The organism is Rouxiella aceris (assembly GCF_012933545.1).
Lineage (GTDB): Bacteria > Pseudomonadota > Gammaproteobacteria > Enterobacterales > Enterobacteriaceae > Rouxiella > Rouxiella aceris.
This window is the reverse complement of the sequence record NZ_JAADJU010000010.1, coordinates 83,408-107,817: the sequence shown is the minus strand read 5'-3', so window position 1 is coordinate 107,817 and position 24,410 is coordinate 83,408. Positions and strand designations below refer to the sequence as shown.

Below are 24,410 nucleotides of genomic sequence, written 5' to 3'. Positions count from 1 at the left end.
ATATTGCCTCACCACAGGGAAAAAAAATGAAACACGTGATGATTGTTGTGGCCGGTATTGCTCTGGCAGGTTGTAGCCAAATAGCCCATAAGCCAGCCGAGCCTGTGCAACTACACTATCAGTGTGGTACCACGCCATTGACCGTGACCCTCGACAAACCGGCGCAGCGGGTAGATATGCTGCTTGACGGTGTTCAGTTGCATCTGCCACAGGTGCAGGCCGCGTCGGGTACCCGCTATAGCGATGGTCACTACACCTTTTGGTCGAAAGGGACCACTGCCAAGGTTCAACGGGGTGATGATGTGATTATTGATGATTGCCAGTTGCGTTAATTCTCACCGACAGCGCTGCCAGGGTAAGCCGCTGATTGAGAAAAGAGATCGATGATGGAGAGGATTGTTATCCCGCCAACTCTGGCGCAGAATAACCCTGGTCGTATTTGATGCGCTGCGGCCTTTGTGCAAACGCTCCCCCGAGGCCTTTGTACAAAGGGATTGCACCGTGCAGCCGCACTGTCAAATACTGTTGGGTATAGATCCCCCCATTACATTCTGCGTATTGAACTTATATGACTGAAAAAAATCAATTTGATGTCGCGGACCTGCGGCGTGAATATACCCGTGGCGGATTACGCCGCAAAGATCTGACCGCCGAACCACTGGCGCTGTTTGAGCAGTGGCTCAAACAGGCTTGCGAGGCAAAATTACCTGATCCGACGGCGATGTGTGTCGCTACCGTCGATGAAAATGGTCAGCCTTATCAACGCATTGTGTTACTTAAACATTACGATGAACATGGTATGGTGTTTTTCACCAACCTCGGCAGCCGTAAAGCGCAGCAACTGGCGCTTAATCCACGCATCAGCCTGCTGTTTCCTTGGCATATGCTCGACCGCCAGGTGATTGTCCTCGGCCAGGCCGAACGCCTGCCAACCTTCGATGTTATGAAATACTTCACCAGCCGTCCCAAAGACAGCCAGATCGGTGCCTGGGTCTCCCAGCAGTCGACTCGGATCTCAGCGCGCGGCATCCTGGAGAGCAAATTCCTTGAGCTTAAGCAGAAATTTAGCCAGGGCGAAGTGCCGTTGCCGAGTTTCTGGGGAGGATTTCGCGTTAAATTTGACTCCATGGAGTTTTGGCAAGGGGGCGAACATCGCCTCCATGACCGCTTTATTTACCAGCGGGAAGAAGCATCGGCGGCCAGTAGCCCGACAAGCGGTTGGAAAATAGACCGATTGGCCCCTTAAGCGGGTAAAAATTGTCTGAAAACCTAGCGCTTGCCTCGCGAGCGCTTTATTCTATGGCTCTTACAATTTCCTGTTCTGTCGCCGCCGGTAAATTTCAGCGGGCAGGGCTAAGATATTTGTATTCCTTAAAGTGCCCGGCGTGCTGAAACCGACCCTGGTCCGGATGTTCAGGCGTTGCGGGTGCTTATTAAATATCGATAAACGATTTCGCAGAATTGACGGAGTTTTTGATGGCAAGCAGCAACTTGATTCAACAATTGCAGGAGCGGGGGCTGATTGCCCAGGTGACGGACGAAAAAGCGTTAGCAGAGCGACTGGCGCAAGGGCCAATTGCACTCTATTGCGGTTTCGATCCTACCGCTGATAGCCTGCATTTGGGCCATCTGGTGCCATTGCTCTGCCTGAAACGCTTCCAGTTGAACGGTCATAAACCCGTTGCGCTGGTGGGCGGTGCCACCGGTTTGATTGGTGATCCGAGTTTTAAAGCTACCGAACGCAAATTGAATACCAGTGAAACCGTCAATGAATGGGTTGAGAAAATCCGTAATCAGGTTTCGCCTTTCCTCGATTTTGACTGCGGCGAAAACAGCGCGATAACGGCCAATAACTACGACTGGTTTGGCAATATGAACGTGCTGACTTTCCTGCGCGATATTGGCAAGCATTTTTCTGTTAATCAGATGATTAACAAGGAAGCGGTCAAGCAACGCCTTAATCGTGATGACAGCGGTATCTCCTTTACCGAGTTCTCCTACAACCTGTTGCAGGGCTACGATTTCGCTTCACTGTACGACCTGCATCAGGTGGAACTGGAAATTGGTGGCTCGGATCAATGGGGTAATATTACTTCCGGTATCGATCTGACCCGTCGCCTGCATCAAAAACAGGTGTTTGGTTTGACTGTTCCTTTGATCACCAAGGCTGACGGCACCAAATTCGGTAAAACCGAGGGCGGCGCTGTCTGGCTGGATCCGAAGAAAACCAGCCCATATAAATTCTATCAGTTCTGGATCAATACCGCGGATGCCGACGTTTACCGCTTCCTGAAATTCTTTACCTTTATGAGTATTGAAGAGATCAATGCGCTGGAAGAAGAAGACAAAAACAGCGGTAAAGCACCTCGTGCGCAGTATGTTCTGGCGGAACTGGTCACCGGTATGGTTCACGGGGAAGAAGGTCTGGCCGCGGCACGTCGTATCACCGCCAGCCTGTTCTCCGGCGCAGTGAGCGATATGACCGAAGCGGATTTTGCCCAACTGGCGCAGGACGGTATGCCGACTCTGGAGCTGGATGGTGATGCCGACTTGCAGCAGGCGCTGGTGAGCGCTGAGCTGGTGCCTTCACGTGGGCAGGCTCGTACCATGATTGCCTCTAATGCCATCAACCTTAACGGTGAAAAGCAGGCTGATGCGGAATACCGCTTTAGTGACAGCGACCGTTTGTTTGGCCGCTACACGCTGCTGCGTCGTGGTAAAAAGCACTACTGTCTGATCACCTGGAAATAATCTGAACCGCCGGCAAGCACCGTCCAACCTGACTTGCCGGCTTTCTCTCCCCCCGTTGCGCCATCTTGGCTGATGACGTTGGCATCGGACCCCAGCATGAAAAATATTCTCTCCATTCAATCCCATACTGTTTTTGGTCACGCGGGTAACAGCGCGGCAGAGTTTCCTATGCGTCGTATGGGCGCAAACGTTTGGCCACTCAATACAGTGCAGTTTTCCAACCATACTCAGTATGGTCATTGGACGGGTTGTGTTATGCCCGCCAACCATTTGACCGAGATTGTGCAGGGCATTGCCGATATTCATCGTTTAAAAGACTGTAACGCCGTACTTAGTGGCTATATCGGTTCTGCAGAACAGGGTGAACATATCCTGCAGATTGTCAGTCAGGTGAAAGCCGCCAATCCTGATGCCTGGTATTTTTGCGATCCGGTGATGGGTCATCCGGAAAAGGGCTGTATTGTCGCCCCGGGTGTTGCCGAGTTTCACTGCAAACAGGCGCTGATCAACTGCGATATTATGGCACCCAATTTGCTGGAGCTGGAAATGCTCAGCGGTCATGCCATTGGCAATGTGCAGGAAGCGGTAAGCAGGGCTCGCGAACTCTGTGCCAAAGGACCAAAAGTAATATTGGTCAAGCATTTAAGCCGCGCCGGATATCATAGCGATCGTTTTGAAATGCTATTGGTGACTGCCGAAGAGGCATGGCATATTCATCGTCCGCTGGTGGATTTTGGTGTACGTCAACCGGTAGGCGTTGGCGATCTGACCAGCGGGCTATTACTGGTGAATCTGCTAAAAGGCGAAGCGTTGGATAAAGCACTGGAGCATGTTACAGCGGCAGTTTATGAGGTGATGTTGACTACTCATGCCATGGGGGAATATGAACTGCAGATCGTTGCCGCCCAAGATAAAATCGTTAAGCCCGAGCACCATTTTACCGCAGTAAAGTTATGACATTAATGCAGTAACCAGGCACCGCTATCGGTGCCTCAGACTTCGATCGAAGCGGCATCATTCTCATCAGGTTTTTGTAAGCCGAGAAGAACCCGCGTGCATTCCTGAACGTTGCTCAAGTTCGGCATCAGGCTGCCAGTTTCGATAACTGCGCTGCGGTCTGGCACTCTCGACAAGCATTTTTTGCAGTCTTTCCGGTGACAAGCTGCGAGCCTGGCTGGAAATGGCCATCTTGAGCATCTGTGTTTCAACAAATTCTCTAATGGCAGCGCCGGGTCTGGATGAGTCATCCCCATAGAGGATATTGTTATTATTTACGAAGTCTAAAACTTTTCTATATTCCGGCCGAAGGATATCCGCAGACAGGCTGCATTTCATTGCTACTGTCTCCGGCATATGATTATTTGCGAGGCTAACGTCTGTGCTGGCAAAAGGTGTGGGAACACGTCTGTTTTTGAGCGTGTCAGGATAGTTTTTTTTAACCATATACCCTCCCCAAAAGGCGAATTAATAGCAAAACATTACCACGGCGGGTTATAAAACGTCCATTTTGTGATTAAAGCTTTTTGACCAGCGAGTTAGCGCGAATTTTACAGTTACGCCTTTCCCGTTGCAGATCAGCATCATTGAGTTCATATCCAAAACTTCGATAATATTTAATTAAATGTCTTTCCGGTCGGCATACCATGACTTGATATGCACCGTAGGAAACGGCAAAACTCTCGGCGATAATAAGGCCAACGGGGATAACTTTACCCGACAGCGGATGGCAATAAGGATTCGACTCGAGATATCGCAATGCGACGTTAATACTTTTTCTGGATAATTTGGCCAGAAAAAGCCCGCATAAAACTCCCTGTGACCAGATGCTGACATCTAGCTTATCGCGTCTTTTATTGCGGTGTGCCAACCAGTTAAATTCAATTTTTAGGCCTTTGCGTACCGGATGTCTGCGTCACGCATGGCGAACAAGTACCCACTCTGTCTCTTTTATTCTTTCAAAATTAATATTAATAAGCTGCAATTGGATGGCTATTTGCGTTGTTGCGAGAGTCAATGCTTCCTCTCTTATCGCGAAGTGTTCTCTGGGTGTGCGCATACATTTCCCTCGCGATTGCCAAGAATGAATAGTGGCCTTTGTTGGCACCATAAGGGAGGAGGGACCATTTCAAATGGGGATTGCAGTAGGGCGGTTTGTTTTAACATGGCAGTCAGTCCGTTAAGTGCACTGACCTTATTAGGACAAAGTCCCGGCTTTTCGGCCAGGACTTTGTCTGCAGTTTGGGAGATGTCTTCCGACCTTCTTATACCTGCAAGGGCATTACTTCAGGCCTTCGGCCACCAATGCTGCATCCACCGCAGGACGCGCGGCAACGCGTGCCAGCCAGGCGTTAAGATCGACAAATGCCGACAGATCAAACTTCAGCGCTTGTGCCCAACGCATTACGGTAAACAAGTAGGCATCGGCGACGCTAAAGTGGCTGCCGAGCAGAAAGTTTTTGTCTTTTAATGATGCATTGACATAGGCAAACTTTTTGCTGAGTGCTTCACGCATCAACGATTTAAACTCATCCGGGGCTTTAGGGTTGAACAGTGGGCTAAAACCTTTGTGCAGCTCAGTGGCAATATAGTTAAGCCATTCCAGGGCATGATAACGCGCCAGCGTACCTACTTCTGGCATCAACTGACGATCGGGTTTTTGATCGGCAATATACTGCACGATAGCCACGCCTTCGGTCAAAAGTGTGCCGTCATCAAGCAGCAGGGTTGGGATTTGGCCTTTGGGATTGATCTTGAAGAAGTCATCACCTTCTTCGGTTTTTTTGCTGCTCAAATCGACTTTTTCAATGCTGAAATCGACGCCGGCTTCACGCAAAACGATGTGTGGAGAAAGGGAACAGGCACCCGCTTTGTAATAAAGTTTCATACGCACTCCGTCAGATAATGTCGTCCCATCCACAGGATGGGCGAGGAAATGTCAGTAGCTAAAATAATATCGCTGCTTATTATAAGCTATCTGCTTAACGTATTGAGATAATTAACGATCGCCGTTTCCACTTCAGCCGGTGCCGCCAGCAGCGGGGCGCGAAGCTCGTTAACCATCAAGCCGTTCAACGAGAGGGCGTACTTGATTGCCGCCGGGTTTGGCGCAGAGAACATTAAACGGATCAACGGCAGCAGTTGATAGAAATTTTTCCGTGCCAGCGGTAAATCTCCGGCCTGAACCTGTTTGACCAATTGCACAAATTTATCGGTGAAAAGATGGGCCGAGGCGGCGATAGCACCGCTGCCACCCATACATAGCGTCGAAAGAATTTGCCCATCTTCGCCGCAGAGTACGTCCAGCTCACCATCGGCAATCAGCGAGTAGGTGAGGTCATTACTGCCGCCACAGTCCTTGATTGCCACAATGCGCGGATGTTTGGCCAGATTACGCAATGTCTGTAGCTCAAGATGGATGCCGCTGCGGTAAGGGACGTTATAGACAATAATCGGTATATGAGAACGATTGGCGATGTCGGTAAACCAGGCTTCGAGTGCGGCCTGAGACGGCCGAATATAGTATGGGGCAGGCAGCAAAATGCCAGCCACGTCGCGCAGGGTAATCGCCGCCAGCATGGACAGCACGCTTGGCATATGCGTGCCGGAAAGGCCCATCATCACCTGACTGGCTGGCACCACCTGTAGCACGGCGTCGAGCACTTGCAACTGCTCTTCTTTAGACAGCATTGGAGCTTCACCGGTAGTACCGCAAACAACAACGCCGTCAACCCCTTGCTGCATCACATGATGACAGAGGGCGGTTAATGCTGGAAAGTCGATCTCGCCTTGTTTAAAAGGCGTGACCAGTGGAACCCAAATACCTGAAAATGTAGACATGTTTAAACCCGAACACCCGTTTGGCGATCAAAAAATTGGCAGAGAAAGGCAACTAATAAACCATTCATAATTGGCGGCATTTACGCTTGTTATAGTCTGCGGTAAAAATCTCGTGCCGGCTAATGGTATGATTTAATAAGCCGGCTAGCATTATTGATATCGCTAATGTCAGGCATTAAGTTTGTGATCCTGATCTAATAACGAAAGCAGTATGTCGATTGTTACCGGACGTGAGAACAGATAACCCTGCAAGTGTGAGCAGCCAGCCGAGATCAGAAACGCTTTTTGCAGTTGGTTTTCTACCCCCTCGGCAATCACGTTAAGCTTCATTTTATTGCCCAACTGTGACACCGCCGAAACAATCGCTGCCGTATCATTGACTTCGGTCACGTATTGCACAAAGGAGCGGTCAATTTTCACACTATCAACCGAAATATCTTTCAGCAGGCTAAGGCTGGAGTAACCGGTACCAAAGTCATCCAGAGAGACTTTGACGCCTAACTGCCGCAGTCGTGACAAATGCGTCAGGCTGGTGGCATTGGCGTTCATCACCGAGGTTTCCGTCAGCTCAAGTTCCAGTCGGGTGAAAGGGAAATCCTCTTCGTTGAGCAACGAGATAATACGATCGGCAAAGTTGGCTTCGCCCAGTTGTACCGCGGAAACATTGATTGCCAGATTCAATGTATTAATGTCCTTAATTTCCCGGCACGCCTGACGCAGGATAATCTCTCCGAGTTGGATAACCAACCCGGTCTCTTCAGCAAGGGCGATAAACTGCACCGGGGAGACGGCACCCAGCACCCCGTGGGTCCAGCGCGCCAGCGCTTCGACGCAGACCACTTTTTCATCATGGCTGCGTAAAATGGGCTGATAAACGCAGCTCAGATCGCCTTCTTTAACCAGCGATTCCGCCAGTGCCTTGACCATGATCCTTTTGCTGACGCTGCTGGCATCCAATAACTCTGAATAGAATGAAAAAACGTTCTTCCCTCGCTGCTTGGCTTCCAGCAGCGCAGTGTTACCCCGGCGCATGATCTCTCCGGCGGTAATATTTTCAGAACCAAACATCACAATGCCAAAGGAGAGGGTCACCAGTGGATTGGCGCGGGTAAGGGTAAAAGGCTGGCGCATCATAATCAGAATTTCCAGCGCCAGATTATGCACGGTTTCCTGGGTCGGGTTATTACGCAGAATAATGGAAAATTCATCACCACCGATGCGCGAGACGGTACCGGAACCATTGACTTCATTACGTAAACGCTGACCAAACTCACAAAGAATCGCGTCCCCGGCCTGATAGCCGTAGGTATCATTGAGATAGTTAAAGTCATTCAGGTTTAACAGGATCAAGGCGTGGGGTTCAGGGTTATACATCCTTTGGGCGGCGATTTGGCTAAGATCTTCATTAAGCGCCGTGCGGTTAGGCAAACCGGTCAGCACGTCGTGACGGGCCAGATAGCGTATCTGCGCCTCTGAGCTGCGTAGCAGGGAGATATCCATGATTGAGGTTAGAATATAATTCTTGTTTTCCAGTACCAGCAACGTCTTACGAACCAGCACGTTACGGCGCTTGCCGCTAGCATCAATCAATGTCTCTTCATAGACACATTTTGTTCCGGTGGCCAATACCTCATTATCCCGATCGCGTTGCCGAGCGGCCTGATCGCCATCGTTAAAAAAAGAATACTCCTTACCGATCAATTCCTCCCGTGGACGGCCATACAGCTCACAGGCTTTTTGATTGATAAAAATCAGTTTACGCTCATCGTCTTTCAGAACCGTCGCTTCTGTAAGCGCATCTAAAACTGCCTGGCATACCCTAAGATCATTCAACATTTTTATTTAATACCCTGAGCAGAATATGAGTGCAAGCAGGTGCCCTTTGCCACGGCACGGAGTCAAAATTTGAATTACCATCGTCTTTGATTCTAATTATTACCCAGATTGTATCGAGAATATTATAGTTGTTTTTAAATTTGCTAATTCATTGAGTTATCTGGTCTTAAGTCTGGTTATCGATATATTATCCGCATGAATAATCATCAATTGAGCTCGATACGATTTTTACCTGAAGATTTCGCCTGATAAAGTGCCGTATCAGCTTTTACCAGCAGGCTGGAAAGCGTGTCCTGCAATGGCTGGCTGGCGGTCAGCCCAATACTGACGGTCATCGCAATCGCCACCTGCGATTCCTGCTCAACCTGCTGCCTGATGGTTTCCGCCAGGTTTAATGCCTGAGGCAGCGTACTCGGTGTCAGACATGCAAACTCTTCGCCGCCAATACGGGCAAAAATCTCCGGGCCTTTTAAACATCTTTCGACAATATGACAGAAATGTATCAAGGCACTGTCACCACCGTGGTGGCCAAATTTGTCATTAATTATTTTGAAATTATCCAAATCAAATAATATAAGTGTCAGTGGTCGCTGATCGCGGGACTGACGCTGTAATTGAATTTCACTTTGTTGAACAAAGGCGCGACGGTTAGCCATTCCGGTCAATGGATCGAGCAAAGACGCTTGCTTATAGCTTAACTGATCGCGTTCATACACCATGGATAAAATAATAAAAGACAGACAGACCGCGTAAAGAATGGCTTCAAAAATCAGCACCGAAAAAAAACCGCTGCTGTGACCGCCAGCCACTTCGGCATAGGGCACGCCATTATCAAAAAATGGCCGGATGGCATAAAACAAACCGTGCAAAACAATCAACGGCATGGCGGGCAGGAAGGTGACATGCAACTGCTTGCGTGCCCGCCAAAGTTCAAAACTGGTTAATGCGGTAAAGGTAATAACCAGGATTGAGTTAAGTTGAATACGTAAGGCCAGTGTCTGCATAAAAGTGGGCCAAAGACAAAACAGCGCCCATATCAGCGGACCGATTGCTACCCACTGCCACTTGGCCTTTCTGGCGGCAAACATCCGTATTGCATTCCATAATATGGCATAACAAAGAATGTTAAGCATATTTCCCAATAAAATAGGAATAAGCGGATTCGCGTTACGCATGCTGCCCAGCAGCGTACAAAGTGCACCGAGGGCCAGCATAATAGCGGTCAAACCCAGCGTGGGATCACGTCGACCACCAAGCCAGGCACACATCATGACTACCGTGAGCAGAACGAGAATAAAAAGCTCAAAAATATATAACGTATAGACGTTCAGATGCATAAATGTTGGTTACGTTTGCTATTGCGCGTTTAATATTCCGCCTGATAGATAAAACAGGCCATCCAGGTTTCTTTGCTATAAAAAACTCACTGACTTACTGGTTTACCGTCTTTACCCGCAGACTCCTGGGCTGCGGGTGGCGGTGCCGGGTCTTTGGCATACTTTTCCCGGTATTCGCGGCGGTAGGCACGAGAGCGCATGCGGCCTTTGAACCACAGATAAGTGCAGACCAGACAAACACCGCCAGAAAACACAATGTTGCGCATATCCCTGTCGTAGAAAAAAACCAGCACACAATCCAACGCTGCCACAATGGCAAACCATTTATGTACATGCGAGAGTTTTCTCGTTTCGGCATTCAGGCGTTTTAACTGACGTCCTTCATCCAGGACTTTTCTTTTTTCCATTTGTTCATCCTGGTGATAGGGGGGAACTGCCGTTATGCATGTCTGTCGAGCCATAAGCTGGCCGATTGTTTTGTGTACAGCATGCTGCTTGTACTTATGATAAATATAACAAAAACAGTATGTATTTACCGTGCGTCTATGAAAATTATTTTCATTTACTTGTTGAATTTAATGTTGCCCTTTAATGCCATCGATAAGCCTTCTCGGCAACAATCCACTGCTAACGGGGAATAATACGAGTATCTCATAAGGATTATGATTGACTCACTGACTTCCGCCAGGCAGTAATCGATTGACTTGTCGATAAAGTTTTCACTGTGATCCCCATTTTGACTGAGGATAAGCCATGAAATGTAATCAGCTCCCCCCTCTGCTAATTGATTAAAAAAACTCACCAATAAGCGCCCGGTTCTCGCCAACATCGCCATCAATTGAGTAGCGTTTTTGATTAATTCCGCTTTGTTGAAAAAATAAGCTGAAATAATACAATGCCCTGGCATAGACCAATCGCTTGAATCATAAGCCTGCTAGCTGAATGATTAAATTAATTTGTATTACCTGTGTTCGTTATGTATTGATTTGATGGGCATGAGTGATTATGGTCTAAGAATATTCTTACTAATATGGTGTGTAAATGACGGATTCTTCATCACGTAAAATTGTCGATTCAGCTAATAAGTACAACGATTTTGAAACGCGTTTTTACGAGTGGGAGGACGGGATGTCCAGTGCAGGTTTTAAACTGGAATTACCCCAACGCCATTTCGAAGAGTTTGACTGGGGCGTTACTGGCTACAATTTTGGTCGAGTAATCGGTGGCGTCCTTACTGTTAGCGAGCATGATATCGACCGGCAATACGGTAATCTGTTTGCCATGCCGGATCATATTGTGATCTTTATCGTGATCATTGGCGGTATGGATTGCCAGTGCTTTGGCAAACGCTTTCAGTTAAAGCAGGGTGATATCCTGATTCAGGATATGTCACAGCCAATCAAGATCCATGTTTTTCCTGGCGATTTGCGGCCGAGATTATGTACCTACCAGTACATAATTATGCCTAAGCACAGCTTACATTTTAATGTCGATATTGCTTCGCTACATGGCAAAACCATTCCGGCGAGTTCGCCGGTCAATATTATTTTGCGCAACCATTTTGGTACCATGGTGCAGGTGTTTGATCAAATGACCGAGCAGGAAGTGCTCAGTACCGGCGAAGGTGCGGCCAGCGTGTTTTTGCAAACCCTGCATTTGGTTGCCGGTAAAAAGGTTGAACAACCTTTTGCGCACAGTGCCCGGCTGGAGCGGATTTGCATGTTTATCGAGAACAATCTTGCGCAGGCAATCAATGTTGAACAGCTTTGCAAAGACTTTGCCATCTCACGTTCCAGTCTTTATCGACTGTTTGAGCCATTAGGCGGCATTGCACAATTTATCCGCAGCCGACGATTATTGCTCGCCAAGCGCTTGCTACGCGCCTCCAGCATGTCGGATCAAAGTCTGGCGACCATTGCCCATCAATGCGGTCTGGAGCTGAGTGCGCTGCGTCGCTACTTTCAGGAGGTATATGGGGCAACGCCGTCAGAAATGCGTACTTTGTTCCAGAAAGCCAATACAGGTCATGACATTATAGATGCAACCCACGTCAATTGGGTCAGCTCGCTATAAGCCGTCTCGCCAGACAGCGCGAGGAGATTGATGTTTCTGAAAGTTAATTTTTTTTAATGGAAATGCTAGTAAATCGCTCAGGGCTGTTACAAATAAATAACCTGTCAGTATTCTGATTTTTGACCTTCGTCAGCGGAATGTGAAGGGATTTGTCGATAAGAGCGGTAAAATGGTTGACATCATCATTGTTTCATATGAGAGCGCAATATGTTAGCACCGCATCTTGCCGCCGATGAACAGGCGCGCCAAACACTGCTGACCACGCTGGGTATCCTTGACTCTCCCCGAGTTGAAGAGCTGGACCGTATTACCCGGTTGGCGGCGCGGCACTTTCATGTCAAAGCTGTCCTGGTCTCCTTAATCGATGCAGATCGGCAATGGTTTCTCTCGTATACCGGGTTACAAATCTCCCAGTCACCGCGCGACATCTCCTTTTGTGGGCACGCCATCTTGCAGCAGGAAATTTTGGTGGTAACAGATGCGCGTCAGGATGACCGCTTCTACGATAATCCAATGGTGCTTGGTGAACCGCGGATCGTTTTTTATGCTGGCTGCCAGCTGCGCTCCAGAGAGGGGATTACGCTGGGTACACTCTGTCTGCTGGATGATAAAGCGCGCGACCTCGATACCGAGGATCAACAGGCGCTGAGTGATATGACCGCGTTGGTGCAAAGTTATATTTTCAGCCTTGAGAGACGTTTGCATACGCAAAAGGTTGAAGATGATCTGCTAAAAAGTGAACTTCTTTTTGAACAAACCTTTTCGCATGCCGCGGTAGGTTTTTCGCTGCTGGGTATGGAATGGAACTGGTTGCGTATCAACCCGCAGGTTTGCCGCATGCTCGGTTACAGTGAACTGGAGCTACAGGATAAATCAGTGCGCGATCTGGTGCATCCCCAGGATCGCCACGAAGAAACACCGTTATTGCCGCAGCTTTTAAGCGGTGAGATCGACAGTTTTACGGTAGAAAAACTGTTGATCAAAAAAGATGGCGAACCGATATGGACCAGTGTCACCGCCTCGCTGGTGCGCACCGTACAGGGTGAGCCGCACCACTATATTGTGGTGCTTAACGACATTACGGAACGTAAAAGGATAGAGCAGAGCCTGTACCAGCTGCAGCAGGATCTCGAGCAGCGAGTGATTGCCCGTACCCATGAGCTGCAGGTGGCCATTGAGCTACTGCACCAGGAAATGTCCCAGCGAATGACGCGGGAACGAGAACTGACCGAGAGCAAAAATCGCCTGCGAGCTATCACCGATAATATGCCGGCGTTAATCTGTCATGTGAATGCTGACCAGCGCTACACCTTTATCAATCAGTTTCATACCGACTGGTTTGGTATCCCGGAGCAGCAAATCACGCAAATGACCGTGCAGCAGGTGCTGGGTCAGGATAACTATCTGTTTGCCGAACCGCTGATTGAGCAGGTATTAAAGGGCAAGTCGGTGAGTTATGAAATTGAAATTCCTCGTAATCCCGAGACCGGACAGGGCGGCATCCTGCATACCACCCTGATCCCTTGCGACAATCCACAGGATGGATTCTATGGACTCTCTACCGATATTACTGAAATCAAAGAGCTGCAGGCGCAGCTGGAATATGAAGCCAATCACGACTCGCTGACCGGTTTACCTAACCGTCGCGCCTTTCAGCATATATTGAATGATATTGCCCGCCAGCAAGAGTACGCCGTTCAGGATGTTGCCCTGCTATTTTTGGATATCGATAATTTCAAAGGATACAACGATCGCTACGGTCATGAATTTGGCGATTTAGTGCTTAAGTGTTTTGGCCGGACGCTGCGTGATAACGTGCGTTCGCAGGATATCGTTGCTCGCCTGGCAGGGGATGAGTTTGTTATTCTGCTTAATCATATTGAGGCTGCCGAACGAGACGTCCCGGCCATTTGTCGTGGGCTGCTGATGGCATTGAGTGAGAATGACCGCATTGCGGGTGTGCCAATCACGCTGTCGGCAAGTATTGGCGTCGCTTACGGACATGCTCAGCATTCGATGTTACCAGATTCCATAATGGCGCGCGCCGATGCGGCAATGTATCAGGCAAAACAGACAGGGAAAGGGCGTTATATTGTCGAGGAAGGTTTGCGGATTAGCCGCCAGGGATAAAAAAACGCCCCGAGGGGCGTTTCAGACTGCTGACAAAGTCCGTTATTAGGGAGAGTGCACCGTTGGGGTCGTAGCGGGCTTGCCCGCCGGAGCGCCCCTGGGTGTGCTATGCCCGGGTATCTCGATCATCAAGACGACTTTGTCATCAAACTCAAACGCCCCGAGGGGCGTTTTATAGCATCAAGCCAGGGTGATCACGTCGAAGTCAGCTTCGGCGCTAACATCCGCATCGTAGTCAACGCCGTTAAGGCCAAAACCAAACAGACGCAGGAACTCGGTTTTGTAGCCCTGATAGTCAGTCAGTTCATAGATATTGTCATCGTTCAACTGAGACCAGATCTCGCCGCAGGTTTTTTGTACTTCATCACGCAGCTCCCAGTCATCCAGACGCAGGCGATTTTTATCGTCGGTATCCGGCACTGAGTCGTTATAAAGTTTAGTAGCGAACAGGCGCTGGATTTGTTCGATACAGCCTTCGTGGATCCCTTGCGCTTTCATGATCTTGAAAGCAATAGAGATGTACAGTGGCATAACCGGAATGGCAGCAGAAGCCTGGGTTACTACAGATTTCAGTACCGCGACATTCGCTGAGCCGCCTTTGGCTTTCAGCTTGCTGTCAATGGCCTGCGCCGCGCGATCGAGGTCTTCTTTCGCCTTACCCAGCGTACCGTGCCAATAGATTGGCCAGGTTAGCTCAGTACCGATATAAGAATAGGCGACGGACTTGGCGTTATCGGCCAGCACACCCGCATCAGCCAGCGCGTTCATCCACAGTTCCCAGTCCTGACCACCCATTACTTTGATGGTGTCGGCAATTTCTTGCTCGTTGGCCGGTTCTACTACGGCACTGACCAGTTTGTCTTTATTGGTGTCCAGGGCAGTCGACTGGTAAGGTGCGCCGATAGGCTTCAGAGCCGAACGAACCACTTCACCCGAGTCAGGCAGTTTACGCACCGGCGAGGCCAGGGAATAAACCACCAGGTCGATTTGACCCAGATCCTGTTTAATCAGATCGATAACGGTATCGCGGCATTCATTGGAGAATGCATCACCGTTGATGCTTTTGGAATACAAGCCTTCTTCTTTTGCCGCTTTATCAAAAGCCGCAGAGTTATACCAGCCAGCGGAACCCGTCTTGCTTTCGCTACCCGGTTTTTCGAAGAACACCCCAATGGTGGCAGCATCTGCACCAAAAGCGGCGTTAATTCTTGAGGCAAGCCCATAACCAGTGGAGGCACCGATGACCAGGACGCGTTTTGGTCCGTCTTTCAGTTTGCCTTGCGCTTTCACGTATGCAATTTGCTCACGCACGTTGGCTTCGCAGCCGATCGGGTGAGTGGTCGTACAGATAAAACCACGAATTTTAGGTTTGATAATCATGACAAGGCTTATCTTGGTTGCTTATAAAAGGAGGGTAATATTACCTTATTTTTGCGACATACTTAAGACTCTGCTTTTGCATGTTGGCAAAATGTGGGCAATAAATTGCAGCGAAGGTAACAAAAGAAACAAAAAGTGGCGGTTAAACCGCCACTTCAGGATGCCTGACATCGCCAACGACGTTGGCGAAAATTCACCCGCTGCGACGATATAAATCGTTCAGCAGGTGGCTTGCATTAGCAGATCAGGCTTTTGCCGCCACAATTTGCGGCTGTTTCTCATCGTTGGCCTGATCCAGCGTCATACGATGCAGTTTTGGCGCCGTCAGCAGCATCAACAGGGCAATCACCGCAGTGACAATACCAATCTGCATAAAGACATGGCTGTAGATGGCCAGTGAGGCGTGAGCATCGTTGATTTCCGCAGGCACTGCAGTCAACGCGGCCACTTTCCCGGCGATAATCGCTGCCGCAGCGGTGGTCAGGAACCATGAACCCATAATAAAGCCCATCAGACGCTGAGGGACCAACTGTGCAACCATCGCCAGACCCAGACCGGAGATCATCAGCTCACCAATACTTTGCAAGGCATAGCTGAAAATCAACCAGTTGACCGACACAATCCCGGCATCGCTGGCAAAACGAGCGCCCCACGGCAGGATCAGGAAGGCACAGGAGCAGAGCACCATACCGATGGCAAACTTGTGTGGCATCGGCATACGGTCACCCATCTTGGCGTAAATGGCGGCCAGAATCGGGCTGGCGACCATGATCCAGAATGGATTCAGCGCCTGATACTGCTCAGGCTGAAAGTCCCAGCCAAACAGTTGATGATTCACGTTATGGATGGCAAAGAAGTTGAGGGATGTCGGCATTTGGCTGTAAAGCACAAAGAACACCACCGCTTCGAGCATCAGCAGGAAGGCAACGATCATTTTACGGCGTGCAATGCCTTTTAAGGCGAAGGTCTCTTTGGTAAATACCAGAATAATACCCAGAGAAATAATGGCTAACGCCCAGCGGGCAATCGACTGGTTGTGCAGCAGGAAGCTGGAGATCGCCACCAACGCAGCAACGGCAATCAATACCATCAGCAGTTTGCCGTAATTCAGTGGCTGGAAATCGGGTTTTGAACCCTGACGCTTCACCCAACGGCGGCAGAACATAAAGTTCACCAGGGTAAGCAGCATACCGACAACGCTCAGCGAGAAAGCCACGCTCCAGCCATATTTGTCCGCCAGCCAAGGGGTTGCCAACATGGAGAAGAAGGAACCGATATTCACCGACATATAATACATGGTGAAAGCACCATCGAGACGCGGGTCATCTTTTTCATAGCAGGTTGACAGCAAAGAAGAGGGGTTGGCTTTAAACAGGCCATTACCCACGGCAATGGTTGCCATCCCCATATAGACCCAGAACAGATCATGTCCTGAATAGGCAACCTGGGCATAACCCAGCGCCAGCACAATGGCACCCAGTACGATAACGCGTTTGGAGCCTAATACTTTATCCCCCAGCCAACCGCCAATGGCAACAAAGCCATAAACCAAGGCACTAAAGGAGGAGAAAAGCGTAATGGATTCGGCCTCGGTCAGGCCAAGCATTTTGACCAGATAGACGGCCATAATCCCCTGCAGACCGTAGTAACCAAATCTTTCCCATAATTCGATGGAGAAAATAAGGTAGAAGGCCCGAGGTTGTTTGAAAGCGTTCATGCTGACGCTTTCCTGTGATGTGGTGTTTGAGTTTACTTTTGACACTGATACCTCTGTTTATCTCTTCCCGACACCAGGTCGGGCAGCACTTAAGTCGCGCAACCAGCCACGCTCAGCATTGTTATAGGATGTATGACGGCGGCTAATGTTCACTATCTTGCGCGCGGAGGCAAGCTTTGTGAAATATTCGGTTACAGTTATCCTTTCCCTGCTAGTTACGCTATACGCTATTTGTTATGCAGAATTAAAAATTATGTTTAGCATTTTTATTGAATTTTAATTCTGATGAATATTTAATCAGTCATTTTCTGGTGAAAGTAGCTGGTATGCAGGAGTAATGCAGTTTGAATGCATGAGCTGGTGGCGCATAATTGGGGCTATATGCTGCATAAGGTGTTTTTATTGGAATTTTATAAATCTATAAGATGGGCGATTTTGCAAGGGGATTTTCCATCGAGATTGTAATGCGATATTCGGCAATTTTTAACACTAAATTTTAGATAGGAAAAAAGATAATTAGAAACTCAACGGGTAGGTAACCAGAGGGATGACCAGGAAATGGTCATTGCAAAGTGATTTACCCTGGAATGACCCTGTTTACCTGTCAACTTATGCCAATCGGGTATCACCCAATGTTTGCACCAGCCGATTAACCCAGCAAAAAAGCGCACTGGCAAGCAGGATACTCACTGCCTGCTGATGATCATAGCCAGCGTCCAATAAGAGCTGCAGCGCTGCGGCATCAAATTTTTCCGGCGTCTGTGCCAGGATCTGCACGGCTTTGACCAGCGGATCCTTGTCAGTTGTCAGCCCATTACTGCCAGCCTTACCCTGAAAAAGACGCTCAATATGCCGGGATTGTCCCCCCGCTTGCAGATAGTGATGTCCATGCACCCCGGCGCAAAACAGGCAGCCATTCAGTCGTGAAGTCACCACCGCGGACCACTGTTGCAGTCGGGATTTTTCGCTGTCAGCGGGCTGCATAATTGTTGCCGCTATTGCCGACAATGCGCTTAACGAGGAGGCATCGAGCACCAATAAACGATAGAACGCCGAGTCGCGCCCGTCCTCGGCACAGTCATCAAGGATATCCAACTGTTGCTGACTGGCCTGGGCTATATCAAGCGTCGGCAAGTAGGCTTGCCAGCGGCGCGGCTGCAAAGAGAATCCCTGCGCTGAGCTCTCTTCCACATGTTGGAAACCAGGCAATACCGTGGCCGGACGCCCCGCCAGCGCATTGATAATTGCCAGCAACCGCGCCTGAAAGGTCACAAAACCAATCAGTTGTGAAAAAATAATAATATCCGTTGCGCTCAGGCCGACATCCTGCAACTGGCTTAACATTTGGCGATTGATTAAAGAAGGTTGGGTGGCGAGTAATCGGGCGTATTGGGCAAGGTGGGTTTGGCGGATATTGCTTTCGCGGGAGGCGTCGGGACAGTTCAGCGGCGCGAGACGTGCGGCGTAGTGGCTACAAAGTGGCTGGATCCCGGTGACCTGGGCGACGGTTAATGCGCTGCTCAGGCGGTCGTAAAGTGACAGTGTCTGTGTACGTGACAGCGGTACTTCCTCAGGAAACAACTGGTTATAACAGCGTTGCCCGGCGCTCAACAGGCCGCTGCGTTGAGTCAGCAAAATGCGGAATGAGGGCGCGAGCTTTTGTTCAAGGCCTAATAGAAAACTGTCAGTGGTTATTATTTGACAGGGTACTGCGGGCGTTTGCCGCTGTTGGCTGGATTGGGTTTCGTGATACCAACCATCGTGAGCGGCCCGGCGCTGTTGTTCCATGATCGAGTCCTTTGCGTAGGGCAATTTCAGACTCTATCCTTGCTGATAGTGAACGCCAGATAAAATACTGTTAAGTGATAAATCATAGCTAAAAGGAATAGCAAAACAGAAAAATAGCGAAGAAATGAACAAGGGGGGGATGGGGCTATGGCGGGTCTGGTCGTTGGTGTCCCGTTAAACGTCGGGACACCGTAGCGAATCTTCAGGTGACTTTGCCATCGCGCCGCCAGGCGTCTGCGGTCAGGGCTTCGCCAAAATGACTGGAGACCAGTCTTTTGGTCAAATCGTGCAGCGGGGCCGCCAATACTTCTGCGGTATTACCGCGTTCGACCACTTCGCCGTTGTGCATTACCAGCACCTGATCGCTGATATGTTTCATCATACCGAGATGCTGGGTGACATAAATATAAGAAATGCCGTGTTTTTCTTGCAATTCCAGCATCATGTTGATGATCTGCGACCGCATTGACATATCCAGTGCTGCCAGGGCCTCATCGGCAACAATCACTTTCGGTTGCAGGATCAGCGCTCGCGCCAACGCCACCCGTTGCACCTGACCGGAAGCCAGCATATGCGGATAATAGTTGGCGTGATCAGGTAGCAACCCCACCTGGCGCAAGGTTTGATTGATGCGCGCCTCTCGGGCTGGCGCATCCATATCGCTGGTCAGGCGCAGCGGCGATTCCAGGATCTGGCCAATGCGCTGACGCGGATTAAGCGAAGTGGACGGATCCTGAAAAATCATACGGATCATCTGACTACGCTGGCGATAATCCCCAAACACCAGGTTTTGATCGTCGACCAGAATTTCCCCGTCTGTTGGCTCTACCATGCCCGCCAGCATTTTTGCCAGCGTCGATTTACCGGAACCATTTTCACCAATAATCGCCAGCGTCTGCTTGGCTTTCAGGGTGAAATTCAGCGGTTTTACCGCTTGCAGATTCATTTTGCGAAATAGCCCGGTGCGGTAACGGAAGGTTTTGCACAGATTGCGCACTTCAAGCAGAGTCTCCGCCATTATTGCTCCTCCATATTAAGTGGGAAGTGGCAGGCATAGGCATGAGTTTTTGCCAGGCGCAGCGGCGGTGTTTCAATACATTTTCTCTGCGCATAGGGACAGCGTGGGCCAAGGCGGCAACCGATGGGCAAATGCTCAAGGGAAGGGATGGCACCTGGCAGAGTATTAAGACGGCTTTTATGCGGCAGTGAACGACCAAAATCCGGCATGGCACGGATCAGCGCCTGCGTATAAGGATGATGGGGAGCAGCCAACAGTTCCTCGCAGGTAGCGCTTTCTACGGTTTGCCCACAATAAAGCACGTTAATGCGATTAACCCATTTAGTCATCATCTGCAGATCGTGACTGATCAGCAAAATAGTGGTGTTGTTATTCTGATTCATACGCGCCAGCAAGCGAAATATCTGTGCCTGGGTGGTCGCTTCCATGGCGTTGGTCGGCTCATCGGCAATCAGTAACCGCGGCTGATTGGCCAGCGCAATGGCGATCATCACTTTCTGGCATTCGCCTTCGGTCAGTTCATAAGGGAAACTGGCCATAATATCTTTATGGTCTTTGATGCCCACGCGATGCAACAGCTCAATAGCCCGACGCTTGCGCCACATAAGACGTTGGTACCACAGACCTTTATAGGTCCAGCCGGGGATGGCCTGAATCAACTGACGACCAATGTTTTCCGAGGGGTCGAGACAGGATTGCGGCTCCTGAAAAATCATCGAAATATTATGGCCGATCAGTTTGCGACGTTCGCGCGGTGTCAGCTTGAGCAAGTCAATATCGTCAAAACGCATGCGATCGGCGGTGACGCGCCAGTTATCTTTGGTGACACCGCAGATGGCTTTGGCGATCAGGCTCTTGCCCGATCCCGACTCGCCAACCAGGCCGCGCACTTCGCCGGCAGCCAAGGTCATGCTGACGCGATCTACCGCTTTGACCGGCCCTTCGGAAGTCATAAATTCAATGGTCAGATTGCGAATATCCAGTAACGGCATTATTTGACTCCCGCGTTAATGGCGCGGCGGATACCGTCACCAAGCAGGTTGATCAGCAATACACTGATCAAAATGGCTGCGCCGGGCAGCATCACCGTCCAGGGGGCGACATACACCAGCTCCAGCGAATCACCGAGCATCGCGCCCCACTCCGGTGAAGGGAGCTGCGCGCCGAGATCGAGAAATCCCAGTGCCGCGATATCCATAATGGCCATCGACAGTGCGCGAGTGAATTCGGTCACCAGTACCGCCAGGATATTGGGCAACACGGCATAGCGCAGAATTTGCAGCGTGGTGGCACCGTCAAGGCGAACGGCGATCACATACTCTTTTTCCAGCTCATCGTGCACGGCGACATACAGCGTACGTGCCATACGTGGCAACAGTGCCATCCAAACCGCCAGCAGTGCATGTTCCAGTTTCGGGCCAATAAAGGCCACGACAACAATAGCCAGCAGCATGGAAGGGATAGCCAGCAGGGTATCAAGAATATGGTTAAGCACCGCCGAGCGCAGCCCGCGCATACTGCCCGCCAGAACGCCAATTACTACTGCAAACACCGCAGCCGCCAGTGTCACCAGGATCCCGCCACCTATTGTTGGCGCGGCACCGCTAAGAATACGGCTGAGTAAATCGCGGCCAAGATCGTCGGTACCCAAAAAGAACGACACATCGCCGTAGCGTGACCAGGAAGGAGGCAATAACTGATAGCCGAGAAACTGTTGGTCAAGTTGATAGGGGGCCAGCAGGCTGCCAAACAGGCATAAGAAAATCAGCGCAATAACGCCGTAAAAACCAATCATCGACAGGCCGTCGCGATAAAAAATGCGCCAGGTATAGAGCAACGGGCTGGCGACCTGCTTCTCAAGGTAGACGTTATCTAAGGGCATACCATTCCTTGTGTTTCAGTGGGTTCATCAATGCGCCTAAAATATCGGAGAACACATTTACCGCAATAACCAGCGAACCGGTGATCATCACACCGGCGGAAATGGCGGCGTAGTCCTGTTGGCGGATGGCGTTGATCATCCAGCGCCCCAAGCCCGGCCAGTTGAACACCACCTCGGTAATCATCGCCAGCGTCAGCATGGTAGAAAACTGCAGGCCAAGCTGCGGAATAATTGGCGGCAGGGCGTTATGCAATACGTGACGACGGATAATGGTAAAGCGCGACAACCCACGGGTGGCCGCCGCTTTAACATAGTTTTTTGACAACACTTCGTCGGTGCTGATGCGCATCAGACGGATCACTTCCGTTGTCGGAGCGACTGCCAGCGCGGCAATTGGCAGGATCAGATGTTGTACGGCGCTGACGATCATCTCATGGCGATAAGGCGAATGGGACAGCCAAGCGTCAATCACCGCAATACCGGTAACCGGCTTGAGTTGATAAAGCAGATCGATACGTCCTGACACCGGCAGCCAGCCGAGCTGCAATGAAAAGAACAGCATCAACAGCAGCGACAGCCAAAAAATGGGAATGGAAAATCCCAGCAGGGCCAGGGTGCTGATCGCCAGGTCCGGCCATTTTCCGCGCATTACCCCCGCAGTAATTCCCAGGGGAATACCGATGATCAGCGCCAGCGCAAATGCCAGAATGCACAGTTCCATGGTCGCCGGGAATACGCTGAGCAGCTGCTCGCCTATCGGCTCACCGTTAATACTCGATACGCCAAAATCGAACTGACAGAGCCCGCCAAAAAAGAAGCGGTAGGCATCCCACAGTGATGCCCCCTGCAGCGGGGCATGAGGGGTAAAATAGCTGAGGCTGAAGGCCACCAGACTGAGTAAAAACAGCGTGATAATCAGCAGCAGCAATCGACGTAAAATAAAAATAATCACGGCGCTTTCTCCTCGCTTTTAACTGGCGTCGGGGCATCATCGGTGGCACGGTAGACGCCGGCAAAAGAGGCATTGCCAAACGGACTGAGTACCAATCCTTTTATGTCATAGCGGTAGGCCTGCAGCCGCAGTGAAGAGGCCAGTGGCAAAACCGGCAACTGCTGCTCAAGAATACGTTGTGCCTGCTGATAAACGTCGATGCGCTGGGAAAGTTGTTGGGAAAGCAGCGCCTGATGCAGCAGGGCATCAAACTCTGGATCACACCAGTGAGCATAGTTGGTCTGGGAACGTATTGCCGCACAGCTCAGCACCGGGCGGAAAAAACTGTCCGGGTCGTTACTGTCGGTAGACCAGCCTGACAGCGTCAGATCGTGGTTCATCTCCATCAGACGCGCTTCCTGGAAGCGTCCTTCGACGGGGACAATAATGACTTTGATGCCCACCTGGGCCAGATCGGCCTGGATCAGTTCGGCCGTTTTCAGCGGGCTGGGATTATAGGATTGCGAAATACTTGGTACCCACAGATGCAGTACCAAATCCCCTTTACCAAGGCTGGCCAGCAATTCCCGCGCTTTATCGGGATTATATTCGGTGACCCTGGCATTGCTGTCATAGGCCCAGGAGGCGCGAGGCAGCACCGAGGCGGCAGTTTCTGCCGTACCGTAATAGATTGACTGCATTAAACGCTGGTTGTTGATCGCCAGGGCAATGGCCCGTCGTACGCGAGGGTCGTCAAGGGGCGCTTTACTGGTGTTAAATGCCAGATAAGCGACATTCATGCCCGGGCGCAGAGTCAGTCGCAGGCGCGGATCATCACGCAGAATCGACAACTGGCTGGCGGCGGGATAGGCGAGGACATCACACTCTCCGGTCAGCAGTTTTGATAGCCGCCCGGTCCCGCCAACGCCGAGATCAATCACCACTTGCTGCATACGCGGCACACCTTTCCAATATTGACCATTACGGGCCAGACGGACATATTGCCCGGCGCGATAATTGTCTAACTGGAACGGACCTGTGCCTATTGGCTGACGGTCAATCTGTTCTTCACTGCCGGTTTTTTGCAAGCTGGCGGCGTACTCTGCCGAAAGCACTGGCGCATAATGGGTCGCCAGGTGCCACAGGAAGGACGCATCCGGGTTATTGAGCGTGAACTCAACGGTGGAGTCATCAATCTTTTTGATGCTTTTAACCGTCTTGGAAAACTGCAAACTGTCAAAGTAGGGATAATCGCTGCCGTTGACGCTGTGATAGTGGTTATGCTCATCGATTACCCGCTCAAAACTGAATACCACATCGTCGGCGTTCATCATTCGCGTTGGGGTAAACCAGGAGGAGGTCTGGAAAGGCACGTCTTTGCGCAGATGGAAAACATAGGTGGCGCCGTTATCCAGCACCTCCCAATTTTGCGCCAGCTCCGGGATCAAGCGATAGGTATAGGGATCCACGTCCAGCAGGCGGTCATAAATCTGGGCGGCAAGGGTATCGATCACCAGCCCGCTGCTGGCTTTCTGCGGATTGAAATTGTTCACCATGCCGTTGACGCAGTAAACGAAGCCGGTTTGGCGGATATCGCTGACGGCCACAGGCAAGGGAGCAGAATGCGGTTTTTCGCTGACCGGAGGGGCAGCAAAACAGGCCGACGCAAGCCCGGTAAGTAACAGCATCCAAAGGGTTAAACAACGCATAAGGGCTTCAAATGTAAGTAA

Annotated in this window: 20 protein-coding genes; 6 read left to right on the top strand and 14 right to left on the bottom strand. The window is 50.3% G+C overall.

Annotated features, from left to right (window positions below):
* Positions 1-26 precede the first annotated feature (26 nt).
* The 4 genes from GW590_RS18200 to pdxY all read left to right on the top strand — a co-directional run bounded on the left by GW590_RS18200 (position 27) and on the right by pdxY (position 3,708).
* A complete protein-coding gene (locus GW590_RS18200) occupies positions 27-332 on the top strand; it encodes an MliC family protein (protein WP_169404599.1) in 306 nt (101 codons plus the stop codon).
* A gap of 236 nt (positions 333-568) precedes the next feature.
* Entirely contained in the window at positions 569-1,246 is a 678-nt protein-coding gene (gene pdxH, locus GW590_RS18195) for a pyridoxamine 5'-phosphate oxidase (RefSeq protein WP_169404502.1), read from the top strand.
* Positions 1,247-1,476: 230 nt separating this feature from the next.
* Positions 1,477-2,751 carry a tyrosine--tRNA ligase gene (tyrS, locus tag GW590_RS18190; RefSeq protein ID WP_169404501.1) on the top strand — a complete coding sequence of 425 codons (1,275 nt, stop codon included), beginning with the start codon at positions 1,477-1,479 and terminating at the stop codon, positions 2,749-2,751.
* Positions 2,752-2,847: 96 nt separating this feature from the next.
* Entirely contained in the window at positions 2,848-3,708 is an 861-nt protein-coding gene (gene pdxY / locus GW590_RS18185) for a pyridoxal kinase PdxY (RefSeq protein WP_169404500.1), read from the top strand.
* 66 nt (positions 3,709-3,774) lie between these two features.
* Here the strand turns inward: pdxY and GW590_RS18180 are convergent, their stop codons facing one another.
* The 6 genes from GW590_RS18180 to GW590_RS18155 all read right to left on the bottom strand — a co-directional run bounded on the left by GW590_RS18180 (position 3,775) and on the right by GW590_RS18155 (position 10,168).
* Positions 3,775-4,194 carry a hypothetical protein gene (locus GW590_RS18180; protein WP_169404499.1) on the bottom strand — a complete coding sequence of 140 codons (420 nt, stop codon included), beginning with the start codon at positions 4,192-4,194 and terminating at the stop codon, positions 3,775-3,777.
* 835 nt (positions 4,195-5,029) lie between these two features.
* Entirely contained in the window at positions 5,030-5,635 is a 606-nt protein-coding gene (gene gstA / locus GW590_RS18175) for a glutathione transferase GstA (protein ID WP_169404498.1), read from the bottom strand.
* Between the two features lie 86 nt (positions 5,636-5,721).
* Positions 5,722-6,588: a 4-hydroxy-tetrahydrodipicolinate synthase gene (dapA, locus tag GW590_RS18170; RefSeq protein ID WP_169404497.1), complete on the bottom strand. Its 867-nt coding sequence runs from the start codon at positions 6,586-6,588 to the stop codon at positions 5,722-5,724.
* Between the two features lie 168 nt (positions 6,589-6,756).
* Positions 6,757-8,424 carry a sensor domain-containing protein gene (locus GW590_RS18165; RefSeq protein ID WP_169404496.1) on the bottom strand — a complete coding sequence of 556 codons (1,668 nt, stop codon included), beginning with the start codon at positions 8,422-8,424 and terminating at the stop codon, positions 6,757-6,759.
* Positions 8,425-8,630: 206 nt separating this feature from the next.
* The gene (locus GW590_RS18160; RefSeq protein WP_169404495.1) at positions 8,631-9,761 is read right to left on the bottom strand and encodes a GGDEF domain-containing protein; all 1,131 of its coding nucleotides are present in this window, start codon (positions 9,759-9,761) and stop codon (positions 8,631-8,633) included.
* An 86-nt stretch (positions 9,762-9,847) separates the two neighbouring features.
* Entirely contained in the window at positions 9,848-10,168 is a 321-nt protein-coding gene (locus tag GW590_RS18155) for a hypothetical protein (RefSeq protein WP_169404494.1), read from the bottom strand.
* Positions 10,169-10,802: 634 nt separating this feature from the next.
* Here GW590_RS18155 and GW590_RS18150 point away from each other — a divergent pair.
* Complete coding sequence (locus tag GW590_RS18150) at positions 10,803-11,834, top strand: AraC family transcriptional regulator (RefSeq protein ID WP_169404493.1); 1,032 nt, start codon at positions 10,803-10,805, stop codon at positions 11,832-11,834.
* A gap of 207 nt (positions 11,835-12,041) precedes the next feature.
* Positions 12,042-13,964 carry a diguanylate cyclase domain-containing protein gene (locus GW590_RS18145; RefSeq protein ID WP_169404492.1) on the top strand — a complete coding sequence of 641 codons (1,923 nt, stop codon included), beginning with the start codon at positions 12,042-12,044 and terminating at the stop codon, positions 13,962-13,964.
* Positions 13,965-14,144: 180 nt separating this feature from the next.
* Here the strand turns inward: GW590_RS18145 and fabV are convergent, their stop codons facing one another.
* The 8 genes from fabV to sapA all read right to left on the bottom strand — a co-directional run bounded on the left by fabV (position 14,145) and on the right by sapA (position 24,389).
* Positions 14,145-15,344, bottom strand: a complete 1,200-nt coding sequence (gene fabV, locus GW590_RS18140) for an enoyl-ACP reductase FabV (RefSeq protein WP_169404491.1) — start codon at positions 15,342-15,344, stop codon at positions 14,145-14,147.
* Between the two features lie 244 nt (positions 15,345-15,588).
* The gene (dtpA, locus tag GW590_RS18135; protein WP_169404490.1) at positions 15,589-17,106 is read right to left on the bottom strand and encodes a dipeptide/tripeptide permease DtpA; all 1,518 of its coding nucleotides are present in this window, start codon (positions 17,104-17,106) and stop codon (positions 15,589-15,591) included.
* Between the two features lie 564 nt (positions 17,107-17,670).
* Entirely contained in the window at positions 17,671-18,849 is a 1,179-nt protein-coding gene (locus tag GW590_RS18130; protein ID WP_169404489.1) for a CMD domain-containing protein, read from the bottom strand.
* A 202-nt stretch (positions 18,850-19,051) separates the two neighbouring features.
* Positions 19,052-19,867: a putrescine export ABC transporter ATP-binding protein SapF gene (gene sapF, locus GW590_RS18125; protein ID WP_169404488.1), complete on the bottom strand. Its 816-nt coding sequence runs from the start codon at positions 19,865-19,867 to the stop codon at positions 19,052-19,054.
* Positions 19,867-20,859, bottom strand: a complete 993-nt coding sequence (gene sapD / locus GW590_RS18120) for a putrescine export ABC transporter ATP-binding protein SapD (RefSeq protein WP_169404487.1) — start codon at positions 20,857-20,859, stop codon at positions 19,867-19,869. The genes sapF and sapD overlap by 1 nt, the downstream gene beginning before the upstream one ends.
* Complete coding sequence (sapC, locus tag GW590_RS18115; RefSeq protein ID WP_169404486.1) at positions 20,859-21,749, bottom strand: putrescine export ABC transporter permease SapC; 891 nt, start codon at positions 21,747-21,749, stop codon at positions 20,859-20,861. The genes sapD and sapC overlap by 1 nt, the downstream gene beginning before the upstream one ends.
* Entirely contained in the window at positions 21,736-22,701 is a 966-nt protein-coding gene (gene sapB, locus GW590_RS18110; protein ID WP_169404485.1) for a putrescine export ABC transporter permease SapB, read from the bottom strand. The genes sapC and sapB overlap by 14 nt, the downstream gene beginning before the upstream one ends.
* On the bottom strand, positions 22,698-24,389 hold the full coding sequence (gene sapA, locus GW590_RS18105) for an ABC transporter substrate-binding protein SapA (protein ID WP_169404484.1): 1,692 nt from the start codon (positions 24,387-24,389) through the stop codon (positions 22,698-22,700). Before sapA ends, sapB begins: the two co-directional genes overlap by 4 nt.
* Positions 24,390-24,410 lie beyond the last annotated feature (21 nt).

Bases quoted from the DNA above. Each gene is read 5' to 3' on its own strand.
- GW590_RS18200 (WP_169404599.1), top strand. From the start codon at position 27: ATGAAACACGTGATGATTGTTGTGGCCGGTATTGCTCTGGCAGGTTGT.
- pdxH (WP_169404502.1), top strand. From the start codon at position 569: ATGACTGAAAAAAATCAATTTGATGTCGCGGACCTGCGGCGTGAATAT.
- tyrS (WP_169404501.1), top strand. From the start codon at position 1,477: ATGGCAAGCAGCAACTTGATTCAACAATTGCAGGAGCGGGGGCTGATT.
- pdxY (WP_169404500.1), top strand. From the start codon at position 2,848: ATGAAAAATATTCTCTCCATTCAATCCCATACTGTTTTTGGTCACGCG.
- GW590_RS18180 (WP_169404499.1), bottom strand. From the start codon at position 4,194: ATGGTTAAAAAAAACTATCCTGACACGCTCAAAAACAGACGTGTTCCC.
- gstA (WP_169404498.1), bottom strand. From the start codon at position 5,635: ATGAAACTTTATTACAAAGCGGGTGCCTGTTCCCTTTCTCCACACATC.
- dapA (WP_169404497.1), bottom strand. From the start codon at position 6,588: ATGTCTACATTTTCAGGTATTTGGGTTCCACTGGTCACGCCTTTTAAA.
- GW590_RS18165 (WP_169404496.1), bottom strand. From the start codon at position 8,424: ATGTTGAATGATCTTAGGGTATGCCAGGCAGTTTTAGATGCGCTTACA.
- GW590_RS18160 (WP_169404495.1), bottom strand. From the start codon at position 9,761: ATGCATCTGAACGTCTATACGTTATATATTTTTGAGCTTTTTATTCTC.
- GW590_RS18155 (WP_169404494.1), bottom strand. From the start codon at position 10,168: ATGGAAAAAAGAAAAGTCCTGGATGAAGGACGTCAGTTAAAACGCCTG.
- GW590_RS18150 (WP_169404493.1), top strand. From the start codon at position 10,803: ATGACGGATTCTTCATCACGTAAAATTGTCGATTCAGCTAATAAGTAC.
- GW590_RS18145 (WP_169404492.1), top strand. From the start codon at position 12,042: ATGTTAGCACCGCATCTTGCCGCCGATGAACAGGCGCGCCAAACACTG.
- fabV (WP_169404491.1), bottom strand. From the start codon at position 15,344: ATGATTATCAAACCTAAAATTCGTGGTTTTATCTGTACGACCACTCAC.
- GW590_RS18130 (WP_169404489.1), bottom strand. From the start codon at position 18,849: ATGGAACAACAGCGCCGGGCCGCTCACGATGGTTGGTATCACGAAACC.
- sapF (WP_169404488.1), bottom strand. From the start codon at position 19,867: ATGGCGGAGACTCTGCTTGAAGTGCGCAATCTGTGCAAAACCTTCCGT.
- sapD (WP_169404487.1), bottom strand. From the start codon at position 20,859: ATGCCGTTACTGGATATTCGCAATCTGACCATTGAATTTATGACTTCC.
- sapC (WP_169404486.1), bottom strand. From the start codon at position 21,749: ATGCCCTTAGATAACGTCTACCTTGAGAAGCAGGTCGCCAGCCCGTTG.
- sapA (WP_169404484.1), bottom strand. From the start codon at position 24,389: ATGCGTTGTTTAACCCTTTGGATGCTGTTACTTACCGGGCTTGCGTCG.